General features: G+C 60.9%; 19 protein-coding genes and 1 pseudogene. 10 read left to right on the top strand and 10 right to left on the bottom strand.

Features of this window, described 5'->3' with window-relative positions; translation table 11 throughout:
- Positions 1 to 3 precede the first annotated feature (3 nt).
- Positions 4 to 858 carry a hypothetical protein gene (locus M1D88_RS09585; protein ID WP_458114278.1) on the top strand — a complete coding sequence of 285 codons (855 nt, stop codon included), beginning with the start codon at positions 4 to 6 and terminating at the stop codon, positions 856 to 858.
- A gap of 140 nt (positions 859 to 998) precedes the next feature.
- Here the strand turns inward: M1D88_RS09585 and M1D88_RS09580 are convergent, their stop codons facing one another.
- Both M1D88_RS09580 and hisC read right to left on the bottom strand, forming a co-directional pair.
- Positions 999 to 1,688, bottom strand: a complete 690-nt coding sequence (locus M1D88_RS09580; RefSeq protein ID WP_458114277.1) for a GntR family transcriptional regulator — start codon at positions 1,686 to 1,688, stop codon at positions 999 to 1,001.
- A 141-nt stretch (positions 1,689 to 1,829) separates the two neighbouring features.
- Complete coding sequence (gene hisC / locus M1D88_RS09575) at positions 1,830 to 2,969, bottom strand: histidinol-phosphate transaminase (protein ID WP_458114276.1); 1,140 nt, start codon at positions 2,967 to 2,969, stop codon at positions 1,830 to 1,832.
- A gap of 68 nt (positions 2,970 to 3,037) precedes the next feature.
- On the opposite strand from hisC, the gene M1D88_RS09570 reads away from it, so the two are divergent.
- Complete coding sequence (locus M1D88_RS09570) at positions 3,038 to 4,456, top strand: aldehyde dehydrogenase family protein (RefSeq protein WP_458114275.1); 1,419 nt, start codon at positions 3,038 to 3,040, stop codon at positions 4,454 to 4,456.
- Between the two features lie 518 nt (positions 4,457 to 4,974).
- On the opposite strand, the gene M1D88_RS09565 is transcribed toward M1D88_RS09570, so the two are convergent.
- The 3 genes from M1D88_RS09565 to M1D88_RS09555 form a co-directional block, all read right to left on the bottom strand.
- On the bottom strand, positions 4,975 to 5,193 hold the full coding sequence (locus M1D88_RS09565; RefSeq protein WP_458114274.1) for a hypothetical protein: 219 nt from the start codon (positions 5,191 to 5,193) through the stop codon (positions 4,975 to 4,977).
- Between the two features lie 179 nt (positions 5,194 to 5,372).
- The gene (locus tag M1D88_RS09560; RefSeq protein ID WP_458114273.1) at positions 5,373 to 5,897 is read right to left on the bottom strand and encodes a hypothetical protein; all 525 of its coding nucleotides are present in this window, start codon (positions 5,895 to 5,897) and stop codon (positions 5,373 to 5,375) included.
- Positions 5,898 to 5,938: 41 nt separating this feature from the next.
- Entirely contained in the window at positions 5,939 to 6,277 is a 339-nt protein-coding gene (locus M1D88_RS09555; protein ID WP_458114272.1) for an SDR family oxidoreductase, read from the bottom strand.
- A gap of 216 nt (positions 6,278 to 6,493) precedes the next feature.
- Between M1D88_RS09555 and M1D88_RS09550 the strand changes: the two genes are divergently transcribed.
- Positions 6,494 to 7,615, top strand: a complete 1,122-nt coding sequence (locus M1D88_RS09550) for an IS110 family RNA-guided transposase (protein WP_458113828.1) — start codon at positions 6,494 to 6,496, stop codon at positions 7,613 to 7,615.
- A gap of 329 nt (positions 7,616 to 7,944) precedes the next feature.
- Here M1D88_RS09550 and M1D88_RS09545 read toward each other — a convergent pair whose 3' ends face one another.
- Positions 7,945 to 8,463 carry an SDR family NAD(P)-dependent oxidoreductase gene (locus M1D88_RS09545; protein ID WP_458114271.1) on the bottom strand — a complete coding sequence of 173 codons (519 nt, stop codon included), beginning with the start codon at positions 8,461 to 8,463 and terminating at the stop codon, positions 7,945 to 7,947.
- Positions 8,460 to 8,888, bottom strand: coding sequence for an SDR family NAD(P)-dependent oxidoreductase (locus tag M1D88_RS09540; RefSeq protein ID WP_458114270.1), 429 nt, complete (start codon positions 8,886 to 8,888; stop codon positions 8,460 to 8,462). The genes M1D88_RS09545 and M1D88_RS09540 overlap by 4 nt, the downstream gene beginning before the upstream one ends.
- Between M1D88_RS09540 and M1D88_RS09535 the strand changes: the two are divergent.
- Together M1D88_RS09535 and M1D88_RS09530 are read left to right on the top strand one after the other, a co-directional pair.
- Positions 8,821 to 8,973 (top strand): annotated as a pseudogene (locus M1D88_RS09535) (TraR/DksA family transcriptional regulator); the annotation flags it as partial. The gene M1D88_RS09540 and the pseudogene M1D88_RS09535 sit on opposite strands and share 68 nt — an antisense overlap.
- A 276-nt stretch (positions 8,974 to 9,249) precedes the next feature.
- A complete protein-coding gene (locus M1D88_RS09530; RefSeq protein WP_458114269.1) occupies positions 9,250 to 10,305 on the top strand; it encodes an isopenicillin N synthase family dioxygenase in 1,056 nt (351 codons plus the stop codon).
- Between the two features lie 617 nt (positions 10,306 to 10,922).
- Here the strand turns inward: M1D88_RS09530 and M1D88_RS09525 are convergent.
- Entirely contained in the window at positions 10,923 to 11,546 is a 624-nt protein-coding gene (locus tag M1D88_RS09525; protein WP_458114268.1) for a hypothetical protein, read from the bottom strand.
- 512 nt (positions 11,547 to 12,058) lie between these two features.
- Here M1D88_RS09525 and M1D88_RS09520 point away from each other — a divergent pair.
- Entirely contained in the window at positions 12,059 to 12,268 is a 210-nt protein-coding gene (locus tag M1D88_RS09520) for a hypothetical protein (protein WP_458114267.1), read from the top strand.
- 66 nt (positions 12,269 to 12,334) lie between these two features.
- Here M1D88_RS09520 and M1D88_RS09515 read toward each other — a convergent pair whose 3' ends face one another.
- Positions 12,335 to 12,718: a PAS domain S-box protein gene (locus M1D88_RS09515; protein ID WP_458114266.1), complete on the bottom strand. Its 384-nt coding sequence runs from the start codon at positions 12,716 to 12,718 to the stop codon at positions 12,335 to 12,337.
- A 1,065-nt stretch (positions 12,719 to 13,783) separates the two neighbouring features.
- Positions 13,784 to 14,389 carry a CGNR zinc finger domain-containing protein gene (locus M1D88_RS09510; protein WP_458114265.1) on the bottom strand — a complete coding sequence of 202 codons (606 nt, stop codon included), beginning with the start codon at positions 14,387 to 14,389 and terminating at the stop codon, positions 13,784 to 13,786.
- 111 nt (positions 14,390 to 14,500) lie between these two features.
- Between M1D88_RS09510 and M1D88_RS09505 the strand changes: the two genes are divergently transcribed.
- The 4 genes from M1D88_RS09505 (at position 14,501) to M1D88_RS09490 (ending at position 17,146) form a co-directional block, all read left to right on the top strand.
- The gene (locus tag M1D88_RS09505; RefSeq protein ID WP_458114264.1) at positions 14,501 to 15,037 is read left to right on the top strand and encodes a carboxymuconolactone decarboxylase family protein; all 537 of its coding nucleotides are present in this window, start codon (positions 14,501 to 14,503) and stop codon (positions 15,035 to 15,037) included.
- Between the two features lie 228 nt (positions 15,038 to 15,265).
- Entirely contained in the window at positions 15,266 to 15,733 is a 468-nt protein-coding gene (locus tag M1D88_RS09500; RefSeq protein WP_458114263.1) for a nuclear transport factor 2 family protein, read from the top strand.
- A 309-nt stretch (positions 15,734 to 16,042) separates the two neighbouring features.
- Positions 16,043 to 16,393 carry a YciI family protein gene (locus tag M1D88_RS09495; protein ID WP_458114262.1) on the top strand — a complete coding sequence of 117 codons (351 nt, stop codon included), beginning with the start codon at positions 16,043 to 16,045 and terminating at the stop codon, positions 16,391 to 16,393.
- A 372-nt stretch (positions 16,394 to 16,765) separates the two neighbouring features.
- Positions 16,766 to 17,146, top strand: coding sequence for a DUF7793 family protein (locus M1D88_RS09490; protein ID WP_458114261.1), 381 nt, complete (start codon positions 16,766 to 16,768; stop codon positions 17,144 to 17,146).
- Positions 17,147 to 17,555 lie beyond the last annotated feature (409 nt).

Below are 17,555 nucleotides of genomic sequence, written 5' to 3'. Positions count from 1 at the left end.
CCCGTGACAGACAAACCGAAGAGTCCTCCGGCTCCATACCTTCACGAACTGTGGAGCAGAATCGCAGGGCTCCGCTGTATCGTCGTCGTCGGACTGCCCGGTACAGGGAAGAGCCTCCTCGTCCGTGAGATCGCGGCGGCAGCCGACACAGACGGACGCCCCAGCACCGTCATGCAATGGGACGTCTCGCGAGAATCCTGGGACAGTCACCCTTCGGCGTCGGCTACATATCCCGAAATTGATGGCGTCACCCATGAGGGCATCCGAACGGCGATGGGCACTTGGGTCCGGGAGGCCGTCGGAGACTGGTATGCCCAGCACGCCGACAGGGATGATTTGCTCATCGTCGAAGCCCCACACATCGGCGGTAGGTTCTCAGAACTCGCCCACGTCGTTGACGACGTGGCCGAACCAGGCCTGCGGGGGCCGGGCACGCTATTCGTTCTGGTGGCCCCTACCAAGGACCTTCAGCTGAGGCTGAAAAGCCAGCGAGCCGCGGACATGGAGAGCCAGGGGGAGGGCTCGTACGAAAGTAACAACGCCTCGCCGGATCTCCTGGATGAGCTCACGAACTCGTTGCGTGGACCGGCCCAGGAGCTGGGGATAGTGAGCACCTCCTCCACCGGATACGACCCGGAGCTATACGCAGAACTCATGCAACATGTTCTGCGGCACAGAAACGTTCTCGTGTTGCGCCCGGACCAGCTCATGAAGGTTACTGGATCCGTCTACTCACTGGGAGACAAGTCCAGCAGGCTCTGGGCAACGGAAGAACAGGTTCAACGGTCCTTGGACGTTGTTGAATCCATGTCACAAAAGGAACTGGTCCAACATACGAGCGACTGGTTCCGCTCGTAGGCGTTGGCCGTAGGAAGTAGGCCCTTTGCCGGTCATACAGCCTGCGTTGGAGTAGACAGCTCGAGCTTGGCAGCGACCCAACGAAAGAGGCAGGCCGGCCCCTTAGGGCTGCCTCGCCGTTTTTGGGAATTGGAATCCAGTTAGGCTGCGCTGCGATTGCTCAGTTTCTCCTGGACACGGCGTACCAGGACCAGCGTGTGCTCGCGGCTTATCTCTTCGAGGTTAGTGTCGGCTTCGCCGTTCTCGATGGCGTCGATGATCCGTGTATGGAAGCCGATGGTTTCCTTACCCGCAGATAGTCCCAAGGTCTGAATGATGATGCCGCGTTCGCGGGCGAACACCAAGCTGCTGACAGTATCGGTCCATTGGGAGAGCCGCTGAAGCTCCCGGATCAGGAGAACATTGGGGCAGCGACTATGAATCATCTCGTGAAATTGACGGTTCAGCGTTGTCCATGCTTCAAAATCGAACTCCTCCAAGGCGCCCAACAGCTTACCGTTGGTCTCGCGGAGCGCTGAGATCTCCTCACGGGACAGCAGGGGGGCTGCGGCGCGGGTGGCGTACGCCTCCAGGACGGCTTTCATCTCCATAAGGTTGAACCAATGTGTCTTATCAAGCTGAACGATGGAAGGTCCTGAGTTTGTCCCGTATTCAACCAGTCCCTCGGCTTCCAGCCGACGAAGTGCCTCCCTGATGGGGGCCTGGCTGACGCCGATGTCCTTGACGAGGTTGTCGATGATCAGACGCTGTCCGGCTGCATACTGAGAGCCCACAATGCGTGTCCGCAATATTTCATGGGCAAAGTCGACCTTAGACTGGACAGCTGTCATGTTTCCCTCTCGGAGCAACTTTATGGACGAAATCAAGGCTCATGGTTTGCCCGTTTCCGCGTCAGCAACCAACAGCCAACAAAGCGTATAGCTAATCCTATGCGATTGCCTTGATTTTCAAAGAGGATCGTAGAACTGCCTTTACGCGCCGCTGCTTAGACCTTTCGTCACGACTCTGTCCAAGGCTGCAATCGTAGCGTTCACCTGTTCCGGGGTTCCTACGGTGATCCGAACGCTTGAAGGATCACCCATGGCGTTACCGGGGCGTACGATAATGCCTTCCGCCTCAAGTGCTTTGGTGAACGCCTTCGCGTCACCTACTCGCACGTAGACGAAATTCGCGTGTGAGACTAATGGCTCAAATCCGAGACTGCGGAGGCCTTCGGTAAGCTCGTTGCGGCCATGCTCATTTAGCCCCACACGGCGTTCCAGCTCTTCTCGCTCTCGCAGGCTTGCCAATGCCGCAGCCTGGGCCACGCTGGACACTTCGTAGTTGCTCTGCACCTTTTGAACAGCCCCGATGATTTCGGGCGAGCCCACCAGGTACGCGACCCGCAGACCCGCCAGGCCGTAGGCCTTGGAGAACGTCCGCAGCGTGACCAAGTTACGACGCTTGAAGTCCCTTTCGGCGATGGTGTCCGCGTACTCCGGAGACTTGGCGTACTCAAAGTAGGCCTCGTCCACGACAATTGTGACGTGCTCCGGGACGGCCGCAATAAAGCTGAGCAGCTCTTCCCTGCTGACAATGCCGCCTGTGGGATTGTTCGGGTTGCAGACGTAGACGATGCGCGTTGCATCGCTGATAAGACCCAGCATAGAACCAAGATCGTAGCTCCCATCCTGGCGGACAGGTGTACTGAGCGTTGTGGCGCCCTGCTTTCGGGCGTCCAGGGCATATGCATGGAAAGTGGGTGCGGAAACAACGATGTTTGTGCCCTCATCCAGGAGCGCTATTGAGAGATGGTGGATCAGTCCGATCCCGCCGGCCCCAACGGCAACGTCTGCGATATCTACCCCAAGCATGTCAGCGAGTTCTGCGCGAAGAGTGCGGAAACCTGACTCGGGATACAAGTTGGCCCGGCCTACTTGTTCCAGTGCAGCCTTGGCAGCCGAGGGGAATGGGCCATACGGCCCTTCATTCGCAGCAAGACCCAGCAATTCGAGAACTGCGCCCTCCCCTGCTGCGTCACGGACGCTCCTGCCTGCACTGTAGGGCGGGAGCTCCTCGATCGCTGCCCGAATCTTTGGACCCGAGCCGGTTTCTGAAATAGCGGTTTGCATATTTACCCATCCCTAAATCTCCTATAGACTTTCCTATACGATTCTATACACGCTGAGGAAAAAGGACAATGGCTGAAATCGCAGAGTTGAACCGCATCTTCGCCGGAGGGCGCTGGACTCCCGTCACCGGAACAGACATTATGCATGTGTACAACCCCGCGGACGGCAGTCGCATCGGCCAGGTCACGGCTGCAAGTGTCCATGACGTGGAGCACGCCAGCCTCGCCGCCTCAGAGGCATTCGCGGGCTGGCGTGACACCGCGGTGGGCGAAAGGGCGGCCGTCGTCGCCCGTATCGCTGACGGCCTCGCTGCCCGGGCAGAAGAACTTGCCGACGGAATCACACTGGAAGTGGGCACACCCCGGCACAAATGTGTCCGAATGCAGGTCACTCCTGCCGTCGAAACGTTCAGGAGCGCGGCAAGGCTCGGACATCAAGTGCTCGTCGATGAACAACTGGACGCTACATGGATCCGCAAGGTGCCGGTCGGCGTGGTGGCCTGCATCACGCCGTGGAACTACCCGCTCTATCAGATAGCCTCAAAGGTCGCCGCTGCACTCATGGCCGGCTGCACCTTAGTCCTCAAACCAAGCGAAGTGGCACCAACCAACGCAGCTATCCTCGCCGACGTCGCCTCAGCAGCGGGCCTGCCGCCAGGAGTTTTCAACGTGGTCTTCGGGAACGGACCCACCACAGGAGAGGCTCTCATAAGCCACCCGGCAATTGACTTCGTCTCCTTTACAGGATCCACCCGCGCCGGCGCCAGAATCGCCGCCATAGCAGGCCAGCACATCAAAAAGGTATCTCTGGAACTAGGCGGAAAGTCAGCAAGCCTGGTACTCCCCGGCGTCGACGTTCAGCTGGCAGTAAGCAAAACCCTGGAAAAGAGCTTTCAAAACTCGGGTCAGACCTGTGCCGCTCTGACCCGACTCATCGTTCCATCAGAGGCCCTCGCACAGGTGTCCGCGTCACTCAAAACTCAGGTTGCTTCCTTCCCCGTTGGCGATCCCTCGAAAGCCAGCACGGTGCTCGGGCCTGTCGCAACCGCGGACCAGAGAGACAAAGTGCTTAGCCTGACAGCCGCCGCCCGCGAATCCGGCGCTGAACTCCTTGCTTCCGGTCCAGTCTGGGGCGACCCCGCAGGCTTCTACGTTCCGGCTGAGGCCTACCTCACCGACGCCGACGGCGGACTCGCCCAGGAAGAAGTGTTTGGACCGGTCCTGGCCGTAGTGCCATACAGCGACATCGACGAAGCAGTGGCCATGGCAAACAATTCCCCTTACGGACTCAGCGGTGCGGTATGGGGACCCGACTCCGCCGAGGCGGGCAAGGTCGCTGCACGAATCCGTACCGGGAGCGTATCCATCAACGGTGCGGCCACACATCCCGATGCGCCCTTCGGTGGGTTTCGGATGTCCGGTTATGGCAGGGAACGGGGGGCCTATGGCATCGAAGAATTCCTCACGACCCAGTCACTCCACTTCTAACATCCGCAGGCAAACCAAACAGTTGAGGAGAATCCAGTGACGAACAACCGAACGAAATCGGGCGGTTACGTGCCAACCCGTTACAAGGGCGGGTGTGAAGAAGATTGCCAGTTCTGCAGCGGCCCCGAAACAGACTAAGAGGCTAGCCGCACGTTCGCCTGCAGCTCCGAGGTGCTTCGTGGTGGCAAAAAGGAAGTGTGGACAATGTCCACGCTAGTGCATGGGCTGTGGCCTGGCGGCCGCGGTGGCCTACTTAGGTGTGTGGGTGGTGGTTTCCGGACCCTGGCTAGTGGGCCTTCCGCCTGCTGGATTGCGGGGCCATTCATGTCTCCTTTCTGGCTTGTTTTTGGTGGCCGTGGTTGGCCTTCCACTTATTCATGCCCTGGGTTGCGGTGGTGACATGATCTGCAGGTAGTTTCTTGACGTTTTTTCGCCGGTTCGTGCCCTCTGTGCTGTTTGAGCGGGGGCGGGCCGCTATTTGTCCGTCCAAATGGGGTGTTGACAGTGTCAACACCGGTCTACAAATGATGCAGCGGTTGATCAGGTGCCCTCTCCTTGTCCTTTTCTGCTGACACGAGTTCATGCAGCCAGAAGGTATATGCCATATGACCTTGGGTTGGTTCTTTTGCGCTCATCGCCAGGTCCGGGTGGACGGTTTTCGACGTGACTGCCTGATGGCGGCGAGGGCGAGGAAAGCTGAGGACGTCGGCTGGCGTTTTGATGGTGAGCGCTTTCATGTTTCCTTCTCCTTCGAACGCGGCGCGGGCGTTGTGCCCGGTCGTTGGATCTGTTGGGCGTTCTGATACAGGAGTCAGTGCTGGGTATAGGCGCCGGAGTACAAACTTGAGGTGCCGCCGATGGTCAGGAATTTCTTGAGGAAATATGCGACGGAGGAGCGCCGAGGGAAATTCCTGATTTAGCCCGGCGCTTGGCGCCCCGGGTTGCGTGCAGGTGCCGACCAGCGATATGGAGCATCAGAATGACAAACAGCCCTGATGCTTTGGTCATTCATGGACGCGTAGAAGGACAGCAGCATGATGCGAGTGTGTGTGGCCGACCAGCTGCAGGAGTCGACTCCTGCTCGTTGCCGGTCGCAATGCACGTAGGGCTCATCGACTGATCCAGTGGCTAAGCCGAAATGGACCCTATATCCCGCTTCGGTGCCAGGGCGTGGGTAAGCAGCTGACGTGACCGGGGCATGCTCGCGGAGAGCTTTTGTAATTTCGTAGTGGAAGCTTGGGCGGTCATCCGCTGCCCAGGCCTCGTAGAACTCGGCCTTTTCGAACAGCCTCCGGTTCTGGTCGGTGGGCCGCAGCCATAGGATCTTTCCGTCGTCGGTGACGGCGTCGACATGGCCGCTGCAGACAGGACTGCCATGGTGGCGGATTTCGATGGTGGCTCCGTGCAGGAGGGTCCAGTCAGTAATGCGCCTAAGCTCCATTGGCGGCTCGCCCTTTCGGTGTTGGTTTGCGATGCTTGAGCTCAGCGCACGTAGTCGGCGCCTGTGATATCGATGGTGGCGCCCGTGGTGTGCCGTGAGCGGCCCGAGGCCAGGAAGGTGATGACCTCGGCGACATCCTCCGGCGGGGTGACCTCCCTGAGTGGAAGGCCTTGGAGTATGGATCTTTCTGGGGTGAGGTGGGCGGCGATGTCTGGGGCAACCCAGCCTGGTGCGATGGCGTATGCAAGGACGTTTTCTTTGCCGTAACCGCGGGCGATGCCTTTGGTCAGGGCGAGTAACCCGCCCTTGGCTGCACCGTAGGCTAGACGATATGAGGCAGGAGGGGCTCGCTGCCGAGGGGCGGTCCTTCTGAATGCCATTGTCGCCGGGGCGGATCCGGATCGCCAGGTTCGTGGGGGCGCTTGTAAAAGTGTAGTGGCGTTCCGGATCCTGGTCCCGGCGCTGATGGCCTCTGCCAGAAGGACCAGGAAGTGTGGCCCGAAGGGGCTGGAACCTCCTTTTCAAAGCAAGGCGTGGGTTGCCTGCCACACTTGGCGGACAGGTAGAGCCACATTTGAAAATTGGAGGTTCCAGCTATGTTCGAGCGTACAAGCGTTGGCTTGGATGTCCATGCCCGTACCGTTGTCGCATGCGCGTTGGACGGGCAGACCGGTGAAGTCATTCCGCACCGGATGACTCCGGACCATGGCGAGATTCTTGCCTGGATCGTATCCCTGCCTACCCCGGTGAGGGTGGTCTACGAGGCCGGCCCGACGGGTTTCGGTCTGGCCCGGTTCCTGCTCGCGGCGGGGATCGACACGGTGGTCGCGGCTCCGTCCAAACTCCAGCGCCCGTCCGGGGACCGAGTGAAGACCGATGCCAAGGACGCACTCCATCTGGCCCGGCTGCTGAAACTCGGCGAGATTACGTCGGTCAGGATCCCGTCAGCGGACCAAGAAGCGGCACGGGACCTCGTGCGCGCCCGGGAAGATGTCCGCGGGGATCTGATGCGGTCCCGGCACCGGATCTCCAAGCTCCTGCTTCGCCAGGGCATGGTGTATTCGGGCGGGCAGGCCTGGACCGGAACCCATCAGCTCTGGTTGGCCCGGCAGCATTTCGATGCCCCTGCCCGGCAACTGACCTACGAGTCTTCTCTTGAGGCGATGCACGAGATCTCGGACCGCCGCGACCGCCTCGATGAGGCGATCACTGCGATGGCGTACGGGAGCGAATACACATCCGTTGTCCGGGCGCTGCAGTGCCTGCGGGGAATCTCGACCCTGACTGCCTTCGGATTGGCTGTGGAGATCGGTGACTGGCATCGCTTTACCGGCGCCACGATCGGGGCTTACCTCGGGCTGGTCCCGACAGAGCATTCATCGGGAGCGTCCCGGTCTCTGGGCTCCATCACCAAAACCGGCAACACACACGCCCGCCGGCTGCTCGTCGAGGCAGCCTGGCACCACCGCAGACCATACGACAACCCGTCACGGCTGATGCGGTCACGGTGGGAAGAAGCCAGTTCCGAAGCACGGATCCGCGGCCATGCCGGTAATCGGCGTCTGCATAACCGCTGGATCAACTATCTCGAACGCCGTAAGCGTCCGGTCATCGCCAACGTCGCCATCGCCCGCGAGCTCTCCGGGTGGTGCTGGTCCCTGGCCACCGGCGCACATCAGGCCGAAGTCGGCCCCCGCTCGACAGCTTCCGGCCCCTGATCCAGGGGGCAAGGAAAAACCCGGGAAGTGAAAGTCGTGAGTGGTCCTTGCAGCGCGTGGAGTAAACCCGCGATACACCTATGGGCAACCGGAATGGCCACGCCCGTCATTGCTAGACCAGCGGTAACCTCCAGCCGAACACTTCGTCCTGCGGTAACCAACCCGCGCATATCAGTCTGACCGCGCCGTCGCCAACGACACGCTGACCACACACCAACGCCCATCCCGGCCACAAAGGGAAGCGGTCCCAGGCAACTCAACCCCGGGACCGCTTCCCCATGCCTATTGACAACGCAGGACTACATATCAGGGAAGCGGTCCCAGGCAACTCAACCCCGGGACCGCTTCCCCATGCCTATTGACAACGCAGGACTACATATCAGGTGTTCGGCGTCGTCACCCCGATGCGCGGAGCGGCTGGTGACGTTGATGATGATTCCCCCGCCCCGCTCCCGGAACTCCAGGATTGCCTGCCGGCAGAGATCGGCAGGAGTCAGAAGGTTGAGCTCGTAGTTCGCCTGCCAGCCGTGCTGCCACGCGCCAGTGTCGTCAATCTCGGAGGCCAGCCACGCGCCGGCGTTGTTCACCAGGACGTCTACGCCGTCCCGCCATTGGGCAGCCTCGTCCCAGACCCTGCCGCGCTCGGCCGGCTCACTGAGGTCCCCTTGGACAAGCTTCACACGGTTACCGAGCCGATCCGCTGTGGCCTGGGCGGAGTCTTTGTCGTTGCCGTAGTGCAGGACAACATTCGCACCTTCGCGGTGAAGCGCGAAGGCGGTCGCCCTGCCGATGCCGCGGGAGGCGCCGGTGACCAGGACAGTCTTCCCGGCCAACATTCCGGCGCTCATGCGACGGCCTGTGCGCCAGTGATTTCGACGACGGATCCGCAGATATAGGGCGCCTCGTCAGAGGCGAGGAACGCTACGAGCGCGGCGACTTCTTCCGGCTTGCCGATGCGCCCAAAAGGTACCAGTACGTCGAGGTCGGCGACGGTGCGGCCGCTGCGTGCCAGCCCGGCTTCGAGCATGGGTGTGCGAACTTCGCCGGGCGCGACGGCGTTGACCCGGACGTTGTACTGGGCGTAGTCGCGGGCCAGGTTCTTGGTGAAGGCGACGACGGCGGCCTTGGAAAAATCCTCGACGGTGCATGGGTGTTCGCGGTAGCGGGACCGCAAGTATGCACTCCTGGAGGCACTCCGCCAAGATATTAGCTCGGTGAGTGCTGCCCGGGAGAACTCGAATGTCGATGATGAGCATGATCCGGAGGGCAACACTATCGCTTTCGAGTTGTTCCAGGCTACCGCGCTGTTGGAGCAAAGCCGGACCGGGCTGGGGCAGATCGAGGCCGCTCTTGGGCGGACTTCCGATGAAGTTATGGATTCGCGGCATTGTCCTATGCATTATTGCGGCGCCTGTAGAGGGAGGAACGCCGTTTGGGGGTACACGATGTGGCCCTCGGGCAAGGAGCTCAACAAACGCTCATGAACGATCTGTCCTGTTCATGGCATGCCACAACCGTTAACGGGCGGTCGATTGGTCGCGACTTTGCGCAGGAGGTGCCGCCGGTCCGGATGTGGTATTTGGCCACGTTCCTGCCCAAGGTAGTTTGCCCGGCCGTAACATGGAAGCAGACACATGCGCCGGCTTGGCAAGTTTGCTGGAAAAGGACTGGAGACGTTGCCGATCGAAACACTGCCCGTAGTCGACTTCTCCCGATTGAACGCGGGCGCGGAGGAGGCATCCCGGTTTCGTGACGAACTGCGCGACGCCATGCATGAGGTCGGTTTCCTGTATCTGGCCGGCCATGGCATCCCGCAGGAGCTCACGGACGCCATGCTGGACGTGTCCCGCCGCTTCTTTGAGCTGCCCGAAGAGCAGAAGCTCGCGATTGAGAATGTCCACAGCCCGCAGTTTCGTGGCTACACACGGGTCGGCGGGGAACTCACGGAGGGTGCAGTCGACTGGCGCGAGCAGATCGACATCGGGGTAGACAGGCACGTGGTGGCGCCGGGCGCGGGGGTCGCGGATTATTGGCGCCTGGAGGGGCCGAACCTGTGGCCGGAGGCGCTGCCGGAAATGCGGGAGATTGTCGCCGAGTGGATGGAGCGGCTAAGCACGATCTCGTTGGCTCTCCTGCGGGCTCTGGCGGTGTCCCTCAGAGTGCCGGAGGACATTTTCGATGAGGCCTTCGCCGCGCGGGCTTTCCCCGTGCTTAAGGTTGTACGGTATCCGGGATCATCCAGCGAGGAACCCAAGCAGGGTGTGGGCTCCCACCGTGACGGCGGGGTGCTGACGCTCCTCTTGGTGGAGCCCGGGAAGGGTGGCCTCCAGGTCGAGTACCAAGGTACTTGGATCGACGCACCTCAGGTGCCCGGAACTTTCGTGGTCAACATCGGCGAGATGCTCGAGCTGGCCACGAACGGCTACCTGAAGGCGACCCTGCACCGCGTGGTCTCGCCGCCTCGCGGCACGGACAGGGTCTCCCTTCCGTTCTTCTATAACCCGGCACTGGACGCGAGGATGCCGCAGCTAGCGGTGAGCCCAGAGTTCCAAACCAAGGCGCGCGGCCTTTCGGTTGACCCAACGAACAGCCCGATTCTGGAAACCTACGGTGATAACGCTCTTCGCTACCGGCTTCGGGCCCACCCGAACGTTGTCGCAGTGCACCACGCGGACCTGATGAAAGGCTGACTGGGTACGTCCCGTGTGCATTGTCCACATCCGGGCCTTGCGGCTCTCGCGCAGAAGGATCATTCCCAAGACCAGGCACCTGATTCCTACCGATACACCGCGACCACGATCTTGAACGTCGCGCGCCCAGGAGACCCGATGCGAGGCCCAGGATGCGCATTCCGTCCCCACTGTTGCCGCAGTAGGTGAAGGAGGACTGTTCGCGGGCGCCGCCACAGCAGCACAGGTAGGGGCGCGGCGGGTGTCAGAGATGGCTTTGCGCGCTGCGCGGCATGAACCGTGCGCTCCGTGCACGTTCCCGTAAAGGACGTCCATTGAACGCCAAGGAACGACAGGCCGCCGTCGACCTTCTTGCCACCACCGATGATGCGCAGCCCCTGCTGGTCGTGGGTACCGGCTCATACATTGGAGAAGGCTTTGACTGCCCCAAACTGGATACCCTGTTTCTTGCAGCGCCTGTGTCATTCAAAGGCAGATTGGTCCAGTACGTCGGCCGGGTTATCCGGCCATACTCGGGGAAAACTGTGGCGACTGTTCACGAATATACGACGCACCCGTGCTGGCAGATCCTGAGCAAGCGGGCGTCAGGGTACGTCTTACTCGGTTTGGGAGTGGCTTCAGTCGATGGCTGCCAGGATGATGTTGAGCGCATCCTCCGGAGTCGAGCCCGGTACGTTCATCAACGAGCCGCTGAATCGGTGTTCGGCTGTGCAAAGCATCGCAATCTGAGCGCCGTCCTTTGTAGCGGTCCATCCGGACCATCCGCGGGCCAGAACCCATTCCGCCTTGATGGTGACGCCGCCGGGTACGAGCTCGGTGTCGTTGGCGCAGAGTCGTTTGAACGTGGGGAGCTCATGGCTGTCACCCGTGAGGTCTCCTCGGGCAAGAGTTGCGGCCGGGGCACCAGTGAGGTCGCCGGTGACCGCCGTGTAGACGCACATACTTGATGCCGACGGTGTGGTTGATCCGGCCGGGGGCCGGACCCGAGGCAGGTTCGGAAACTTCACAAGGTATGTCTCGCCGGCATCACAGAACTGTGCGGACGGCAGCCCTGTTGTCGGCACCCGTATCGGCGTTTCGGCAGAGGGGTTCGCTGTCGCCGACGCTGAGGTGGCTGCGGAGGGCTGTGGAGCTGCTGGCTGAGTGGTGGTCACGTCCGCGGCCGGCTGCTGGCCCCCACACGCGGACAAGGCAAGTGCTGTCAATGCGGCGGTAAGAACCGTGGCGAAACGTTGGTGCATGATTTCCCCCAAGTCATCTGCGATGGTTCACAGTAACAGCAATGCTGGACTTCAAACGCGGGCGCCTTCATTCTTGACGAGGTTCCCTGCGCCGGGATGTTCCGCCAGGAGGCGTGCCATGAGTCGGGTGATGGTGTATTCGACGGGCGGCCGAGGACGATGTCGTGGCCGCGGTAGTCTTTGCCGCGGAACTCCGTCACTGTCGGGACCATGATGCGGATCTGGACACCTGCATCACGGAGGTCCTTGAGTTTGGCTGCCGCCGCGAAGGCGTGCGGGTAGGACGCGAACTTTCCCCACGAGGAGTACCGGGGATGCCCCAGGACCACCGATCACGTCACCGCAGGTATACCTGGTTTGTCCGTGAGTCTCGGGGGGGGTGGCGGGGTAGTTTCACCCCAGTCCGCGGGGCCTCGGCTCGGTGGTCAGCAAAGAGAGGACAATAGCAGCCCCGTGAAGTAGCTCTGTGGGCCCCCCGGCCCTGGCCCCGCCCTGCTGGCCACCCTGGCCGAGTGGGTCAACCGCTTCTCGAGAAGTACAGCGGCGAGATGTTCCGCGTGGACAGCCGCGAGCTCGAGCTCCCGGGCATCACCACGCGGATGCGACCGCTCGTTGCCCCGCTGATGTTCTACACATTCGCGTTCCGCACAGCGGCCCACAACGCCGCTGTGCGCGGATACTCGCTGGAGTGCCGCCGCTACATGTGGCAGTTCGCCTGCTGATCGAGCTTCTTCTCACCGGAACGGGTTGGGGGCGGTGCACTCATCGCCCCCAGTCCGCCCCTGTAGCTAGGCGCCGATCTGGCGGACGAAGTGGTAGGCCACGACATGGCCGGCGTACGTCAGCGGAATCATGTCCGTCTCCGCCTCGAAAGTTGACCCGTCCTTGCGCTTGCCGCGGAAGCGGAAGGACACCGGATACTGCAGGCCGCCGACTTGGTGCTGGTAGTGCCAGACGTACAGTGACCTACTCTCGTCCGCGATGAACGTGTGGGCGAAGTCGTCGACCTTCTGCCACTCGCGGACGTCGTACCCGAACATGGCGGCCAACCGCTGGTTGCACACCTTGTGCTGTTCGTCGAGCCAGAGGTAAACGCCGTCAGGGCTTTGCTCGAAGACCGGCTTGAAATGCCCGGCCAGCTCTGCTAAGGCGGTCTCATGCGACACGGTCATCGTAAGGCTCCTTTCACTTGCCACCACGCTAGGAGGGGGACTTGGCTGGGTCAAGCCGCGGGGACTCCTGGGTCCTGAAAGCCCAAATACGCGGTTGTCCAGGAAGTAGCCCGCGACGGCTGCCCTTCGCCCATGAGCAGGGGCGTAGAGATCGAGAAACCACGTGGTCAGGTCGGCGCCCCACTCGGCGAGCTGTTTCGATTTCGCACTTGTACTCACGCAGGTAGTAGTCGATCGAGTACATGAGGGACTGTAGCAAGCGAGCGGACCGTCATAGACAGATACTGCAGTCCCACCTTTGCCAAGTCAACCTTCTAACCTCTAAGCATGAGCGAGTCATAAATTTCCCGGAGATGCGGTCCTGAAGCGCCTGTCGTAGTGTCCGGTAGCCCATCCCCTGGTGTGCGTCCCGCGAGAAGTTGCCTGGGTTGAACAGCGATCGTTGCGGAGACCTTGTGATGTTGGCTCTCGCCGGCATTCGACCCTAGAACGGCTGCACTGGCACCCCTGAAAGTCTGCGACTAACGCTACTGAAACTCACGGACACAGCCAGTGCGTTATGCCAGGAACCCCTCAAGCGATCGCCGTCGACACGCCAGCGCGAGCGAAGACTAACGTCCAGCTGCTCCATGGCTGTTGCTTCCTACACCTACGACGCCCTTCCAGCGGATGTTCGTCAGGACCTGCCGGACGCTGACCGGCTCACGGCAGCGCTGGACTGGACCGATGCGGATGCTGGCAGCTGAACATGCCGTTCCGCGGGGTTGTCAGCTCTCGGTGTTGCTGTAGCTGAATAGTGTTCCGCTGATTGCCTTGTCGAATGGAGTGGCAGTTGCGCCAAGCTTTTTCGTGATTTTGCTGCTGTTCACGATGAATGGCTCCTCGAACTGGTACAGCCCCATAGGCTCGGGAAGAAGAAGGCCCGCCGACAATTGGGGGATCGATGGACCTTCCGCTGGCAGGTTACGCGGGTGTAATTATGACTTCGAGTTGAAGAAAGCGGAAGACACGGCAGTCGGCTGTCCAACTGCCCGGGACTGTCCCAGAACCAAGAAAGTGGGACTGCTAGGTGGTGGATAGCACAGCGTTTTCGCGGTGCCGGTGGTAGTGCCGGGTGGCGCGGGCTCGGTTGCCGCAGGCTACCGAACACCATTCGCGCCGCGGGTGAGTCTGCACGAAGTAAAGCACGCATCCTGGTGCCATGCATGCTCGCAGTATGGGGGCGTCGGGGGCGGTGAAGAGTTCGACAGCTTCAGTGCTGACGACGGCCAGGCTTGCCGCGACGGGAGAGCGTGTATCGGACTGTTTGCGGCCGAGGGTTCCGGCTTTGATCACTAGATGTTCTGCTGGGGCTCCGGTGCCGAGGCGTTCGTTGATGACGTCGACTGCTTGGGTGATGTCTGGCATTGCCGACTCCGCCAAGACCCGGCGGTCCTCGGTGGCAAAAGCTGCAATACGGCGAAGCGCGTCCCGGAGGTCCCGTGCCTTCTTCAATTCCACTGTGGTGGGCGGTACGACTGCGGTGAGGCCGACCTGCTCGAGCCATGCTGCTAGGTCGCCGGTGTCCTTGAGGTCGTCGCATATCTGCCCGCGGTCCGCCCAGATGGTGTTCATCAGACGAACGGGTCTGGGCTCATCCGGGAGGACCCAAGCGCGATCAGTGTCAGCCATATCAAGAGTATAACGCATAAGGAGTCTTGCATCCGTTAGAAATCACTGCTAGCTTCTCTAACGGATGCAAACGCACCAACCCGTTATAAAAGTGCTCCTGAAAGGATCACCATGACCGCTCTTCCGCTCGTTGACATTGACACGACCGATTCCCGCCGCGCCGAACTGCTGGGGACGGTGAAGAGCCGGTTGGGAGTCGTACCAAACATGACGAAGGCGATGGCCAACAGCCCGGCCCTTCTTGATGCCTACCTGACGATGTCCCAGGCGTTGAGCCGCGGCGTCATCGCAGCGGCTACCCGCGAACGGATTGCACTGACCATCGCGCAAGGCAACAGCTGCGATTACTGCCTTTCGGCACACACCTATCTCGGCGAGCATGTTGGCAAGCTGTCCGTCGAGGACATTAAGGCCGCTCGCCACGGCGAGAACATCGACCCCCATGTCAACGCACTGCTGGCTTACGCAGCCGCGCTGAACGAGGGCGGGGGCCTGGTTGATGAATCTGTTGTCGGAAGGGTTCGCGCCGCTGGCGTGACCGATGAAGAGCTCGCAGAAGTTGCCGGTCACGTCGCTCTGAACGTGCTGACTAACTACTTCAACAAGGCCGCCAAGGTCGAGATTGACTTTCCCGTCGTCAACGCCTAAGAAGGCTGCAGTTGTTTACGGCGTCGAGCGCAGAGAAGTGTGAGAGGGGACGGTCCGCCGGCCAGGGCTTTGGAGCGGTCCGACCGAGAGCTCCTTATGTCTATTGGGGTCAGTTCGGGCCCTGACTTCCGATCTTTGAAGCCCGCGCACGGGCGGTGTCGATGTACCGAAACCGCCCGTGCGCCTCTCACCTTCAACTTCAACACCCTCCCTGCGAAAGGAAAAACCATGACGAGACCCCCGCTACCACCTTTTACCGACCATACTGCCGCGCAGAAGGTCCGAGCCGCCGAGGACGCTTGGAACTCCCGGGATCCGGAGAAAGTGTCCCTTGCCTACACTGAGGATTCCCGCTGGCGGAACCGCTCCACGTTCATCACCGGGCGGGACGAGATCGTGCGTTTCCTCACCGCCAAGTGGGAGCGCGAGCACGAGTACCGGCTGATCAAGGAGTTATGGGCGTTCAGCGATGCGCGGATCGCCGTACGGTTCGCGTACGAGTGGCAATCCGAGAATGGGGAATGGTTCCGTGCCTTCGGCAACGAAAACTGGTTCTTCAACGCCGAAGGGCTAATGGCCCAGCGGCACGCCAGCATCAACGATGTTCCCATCCAGGAGTCAGAACGACTGTTCCACTGGGACCGTTCCGGACCTCGCCCGGCTAACCATCCAGGCCTCTCCCAACTTGGCCTTTGACCTGGGTAGGACGAGATAACCCGATTACTGATGAAAGCATCTCCAAGATTCACTCTTAGAAGGGACGGATTGAAGACGCTGGAAGCAGGCCCTGGCAATGATCTATGCGGTGCCTGCCCAGGAATCTCACCCACCGAGGCGTCCCACAACCAAAGGAAACGGGACACCCCTGAGACCGAGCGGACAGGTCAGCCGGCAACAAGAATGCTACTCCCGGTGCGGTCAACGGCGGGATATACATACTTCCGGTAGTATCCCTTCCTTGGGACAAAAACTGACGACAGTTGGCCATGAGCCTGGTAGGAACGAATGCCTGAATTCGCTGTACTGATCTACGCAAACGACTCCTCGCACGCACCTAAAGCCACGAAAGAGGATCTCAAGGAGTGCGACGAGCACTTCGACTCTCTCGTCGCCACGGGTCGCATGCACATCGCGTATGCGCTCACGCCGCGGGACCATGCGCGCACGATCCGAGCGGCCGGCCCTGCAGACGGCCCTTATGGCGCCGGCGGTGACGTCGTCGCCGGGTTCTACATCCTGAACGCGACGGATATCGACGAAGCGCTGGACCTGGCCCGCAAAGATCCTTCCATCCTCACCGGCGGTGGAGTGGAGGTCCGTCCTGTGCACAGCGGCGGAGTCGTCGCCCCTACCTGAGGGAACGCTGTCGAATTCCACCCATGCCGTTCGTTGCAAAGGTGACTTGGCCGCCAGAAAAGCGGGGGAGTGTCCCAATGGGAGGTCCCGTTTCCAAGGGTGTGGGACGAACCTACCTCCAGGCCATGCCGGAAAACGCGGAGACGGCCGGCGTTGACGTTGTGATCGTGACTTGGGTCTACCTAAACGGAGAGTTTCAGCCATAGACGAATTCTATGAGCACCGCTACTTTACCGCTCAGTCGACGCCGGCGGATCACCTTATTGAGACTGACGGTTTGGACGTGACTCAGATCGCGTCGGTGGTTCTCGCGGTCTTACCTCCAAGCAGGCAGTTAGTCTTAGCTTCACGAGATGCTTTGGGGGAGTAGAAATGAATCCAATTACTGTTGACGGCGGCAAGGGCACTGTGGAACTCGACTCCGATGGGGTTCTCCACCTTGTGTGGAAGCCGGAGACTGTTCTGGCGGCCGATGATGTTCATGCGGCGATGGCAAGCGTCAATGAGGTTGCCGACGGTGCCGAGTATCCGATGTTGATCGACATAACGAACACCCAAGCGGTGACCCGTCAGGCCAAGTCCGTTTTCAGCGTAAAGTGCGCCGCTTCGCGAATTGCCCTGCTTGGCTCAAGCCCGGTCAGTCGTGTCATTGCCAACTTCGCTATGGCACGGCGGACACTCCCGTGTCCCACCCGGTTTTTCACCTCCCGCGACGAGGCCATGAACTGGCTTCACCAGACACCCCACGCCTAGATCCGCGAGAAGTCTTCCATCCAAGGCGTTCCGGTTCGAAGGGACTGAGCCGGCAGCATCAGCGGAGTTTTTTCGTGCATTCTCCGGTACTGGAAGTCATTCCGTGGCGATGAGTTCGACTTCGAAACCGTGGGGGTTCGCCAGGTAAGCGGCATAGTGCCCCGGCCCGCCTGCGTGCGGGTACTTGTCCTGGAACAGGGAGTCCCAGCCAATTGCCGCGGCTTCCTGGGCGAGGGCATCGACTTGTGCCTCTGTTTCCGTATGAAACGCAAGGTGATTCAGACCGGGGGAGGTCCGTTCATGGACCCTGCTGGATAGATCCGCCTGTTGCTGTGATAAATATCGGGTCGAGCAACGTGGGGCGCTCTGCGTTTAGACCAATTCCCGACTGACGTCAAGGGCCATAGTG

The organism is Arthrobacter sp. R1-13, assembly GCF_054161475.1.
The sequence above is the reverse complement of the archived record's forward strand: the minus strand, read 5'-3'. Positions and strand labels throughout refer to the sequence as shown.

Bases quoted from the DNA above. Each gene is read 5' to 3' on its own strand.
- M1D88_RS09560 (WP_458114273.1), bottom strand. From the start codon at position 5,897: ATGGAGCTTAGGCGCATTACTGACTGGACCCTCCTGCACGGAGCCACC.
- M1D88_RS09515 (WP_458114266.1), bottom strand. From the start codon at position 12,718: ATGACCGTGTCGCATGAGACCGCCTTAGCAGAGCTGGCCGGGCATTTC.
- M1D88_RS09525 (WP_458114268.1), bottom strand. From the start codon at position 11,546: ATGCACCAACGTTTCGCCACGGTTCTTACCGCCGCATTGACAGCACTT.
- M1D88_RS09500 (WP_458114263.1), top strand. From the start codon at position 15,266: ATGACGAGACCCCCGCTACCACCTTTTACCGACCATACTGCCGCGCAG.
- hisC (WP_458114276.1), bottom strand. From the start codon at position 2,969: ATGCAAACCGCTATTTCAGAAACCGGCTCGGGTCCAAAGATTCGGGCA.
- M1D88_RS09530 (WP_458114269.1), top strand. From the start codon at position 9,250: ATGCGCCGGCTTGGCAAGTTTGCTGGAAAAGGACTGGAGACGTTGCCG.
- M1D88_RS09505 (WP_458114264.1), top strand. From the start codon at position 14,501: ATGACCGCTCTTCCGCTCGTTGACATTGACACGACCGATTCCCGCCGC.
- M1D88_RS09550 (WP_458113828.1), top strand. From the start codon at position 6,494: ATGTTCGAGCGTACAAGCGTTGGCTTGGATGTCCATGCCCGTACCGTT.
- M1D88_RS09565 (WP_458114274.1), bottom strand. From the start codon at position 5,193: ATGAAAGCGCTCACCATCAAAACGCCAGCCGACGTCCTCAGCTTTCCT.
- M1D88_RS09510 (WP_458114265.1), bottom strand. From the start codon at position 14,389: ATGGCTGACACTGATCGCGCTTGGGTCCTCCCGGATGAGCCCAGACCC.
- M1D88_RS09495 (WP_458114262.1), top strand. From the start codon at position 16,043: ATGCCTGAATTCGCTGTACTGATCTACGCAAACGACTCCTCGCACGCA.
- M1D88_RS09580 (WP_458114277.1), bottom strand. From the start codon at position 1,688: ATGACAGCTGTCCAGTCTAAGGTCGACTTTGCCCATGAAATATTGCGG.
- M1D88_RS09490 (WP_458114261.1), top strand. From the start codon at position 16,766: ATGAATCCAATTACTGTTGACGGCGGCAAGGGCACTGTGGAACTCGAC.
- M1D88_RS09555 (WP_458114272.1), bottom strand. From the start codon at position 6,277: ATGGCATTCAGAAGGACCGCCCCTCGGCAGCGAGCCCCTCCTGCCTCA.
- M1D88_RS09570 (WP_458114275.1), top strand. From the start codon at position 3,038: ATGGCTGAAATCGCAGAGTTGAACCGCATCTTCGCCGGAGGGCGCTGG.
- M1D88_RS09545 (WP_458114271.1), bottom strand. From the start codon at position 8,463: ATGAGCGCCGGAATGTTGGCCGGGAAGACTGTCCTGGTCACCGGCGCC.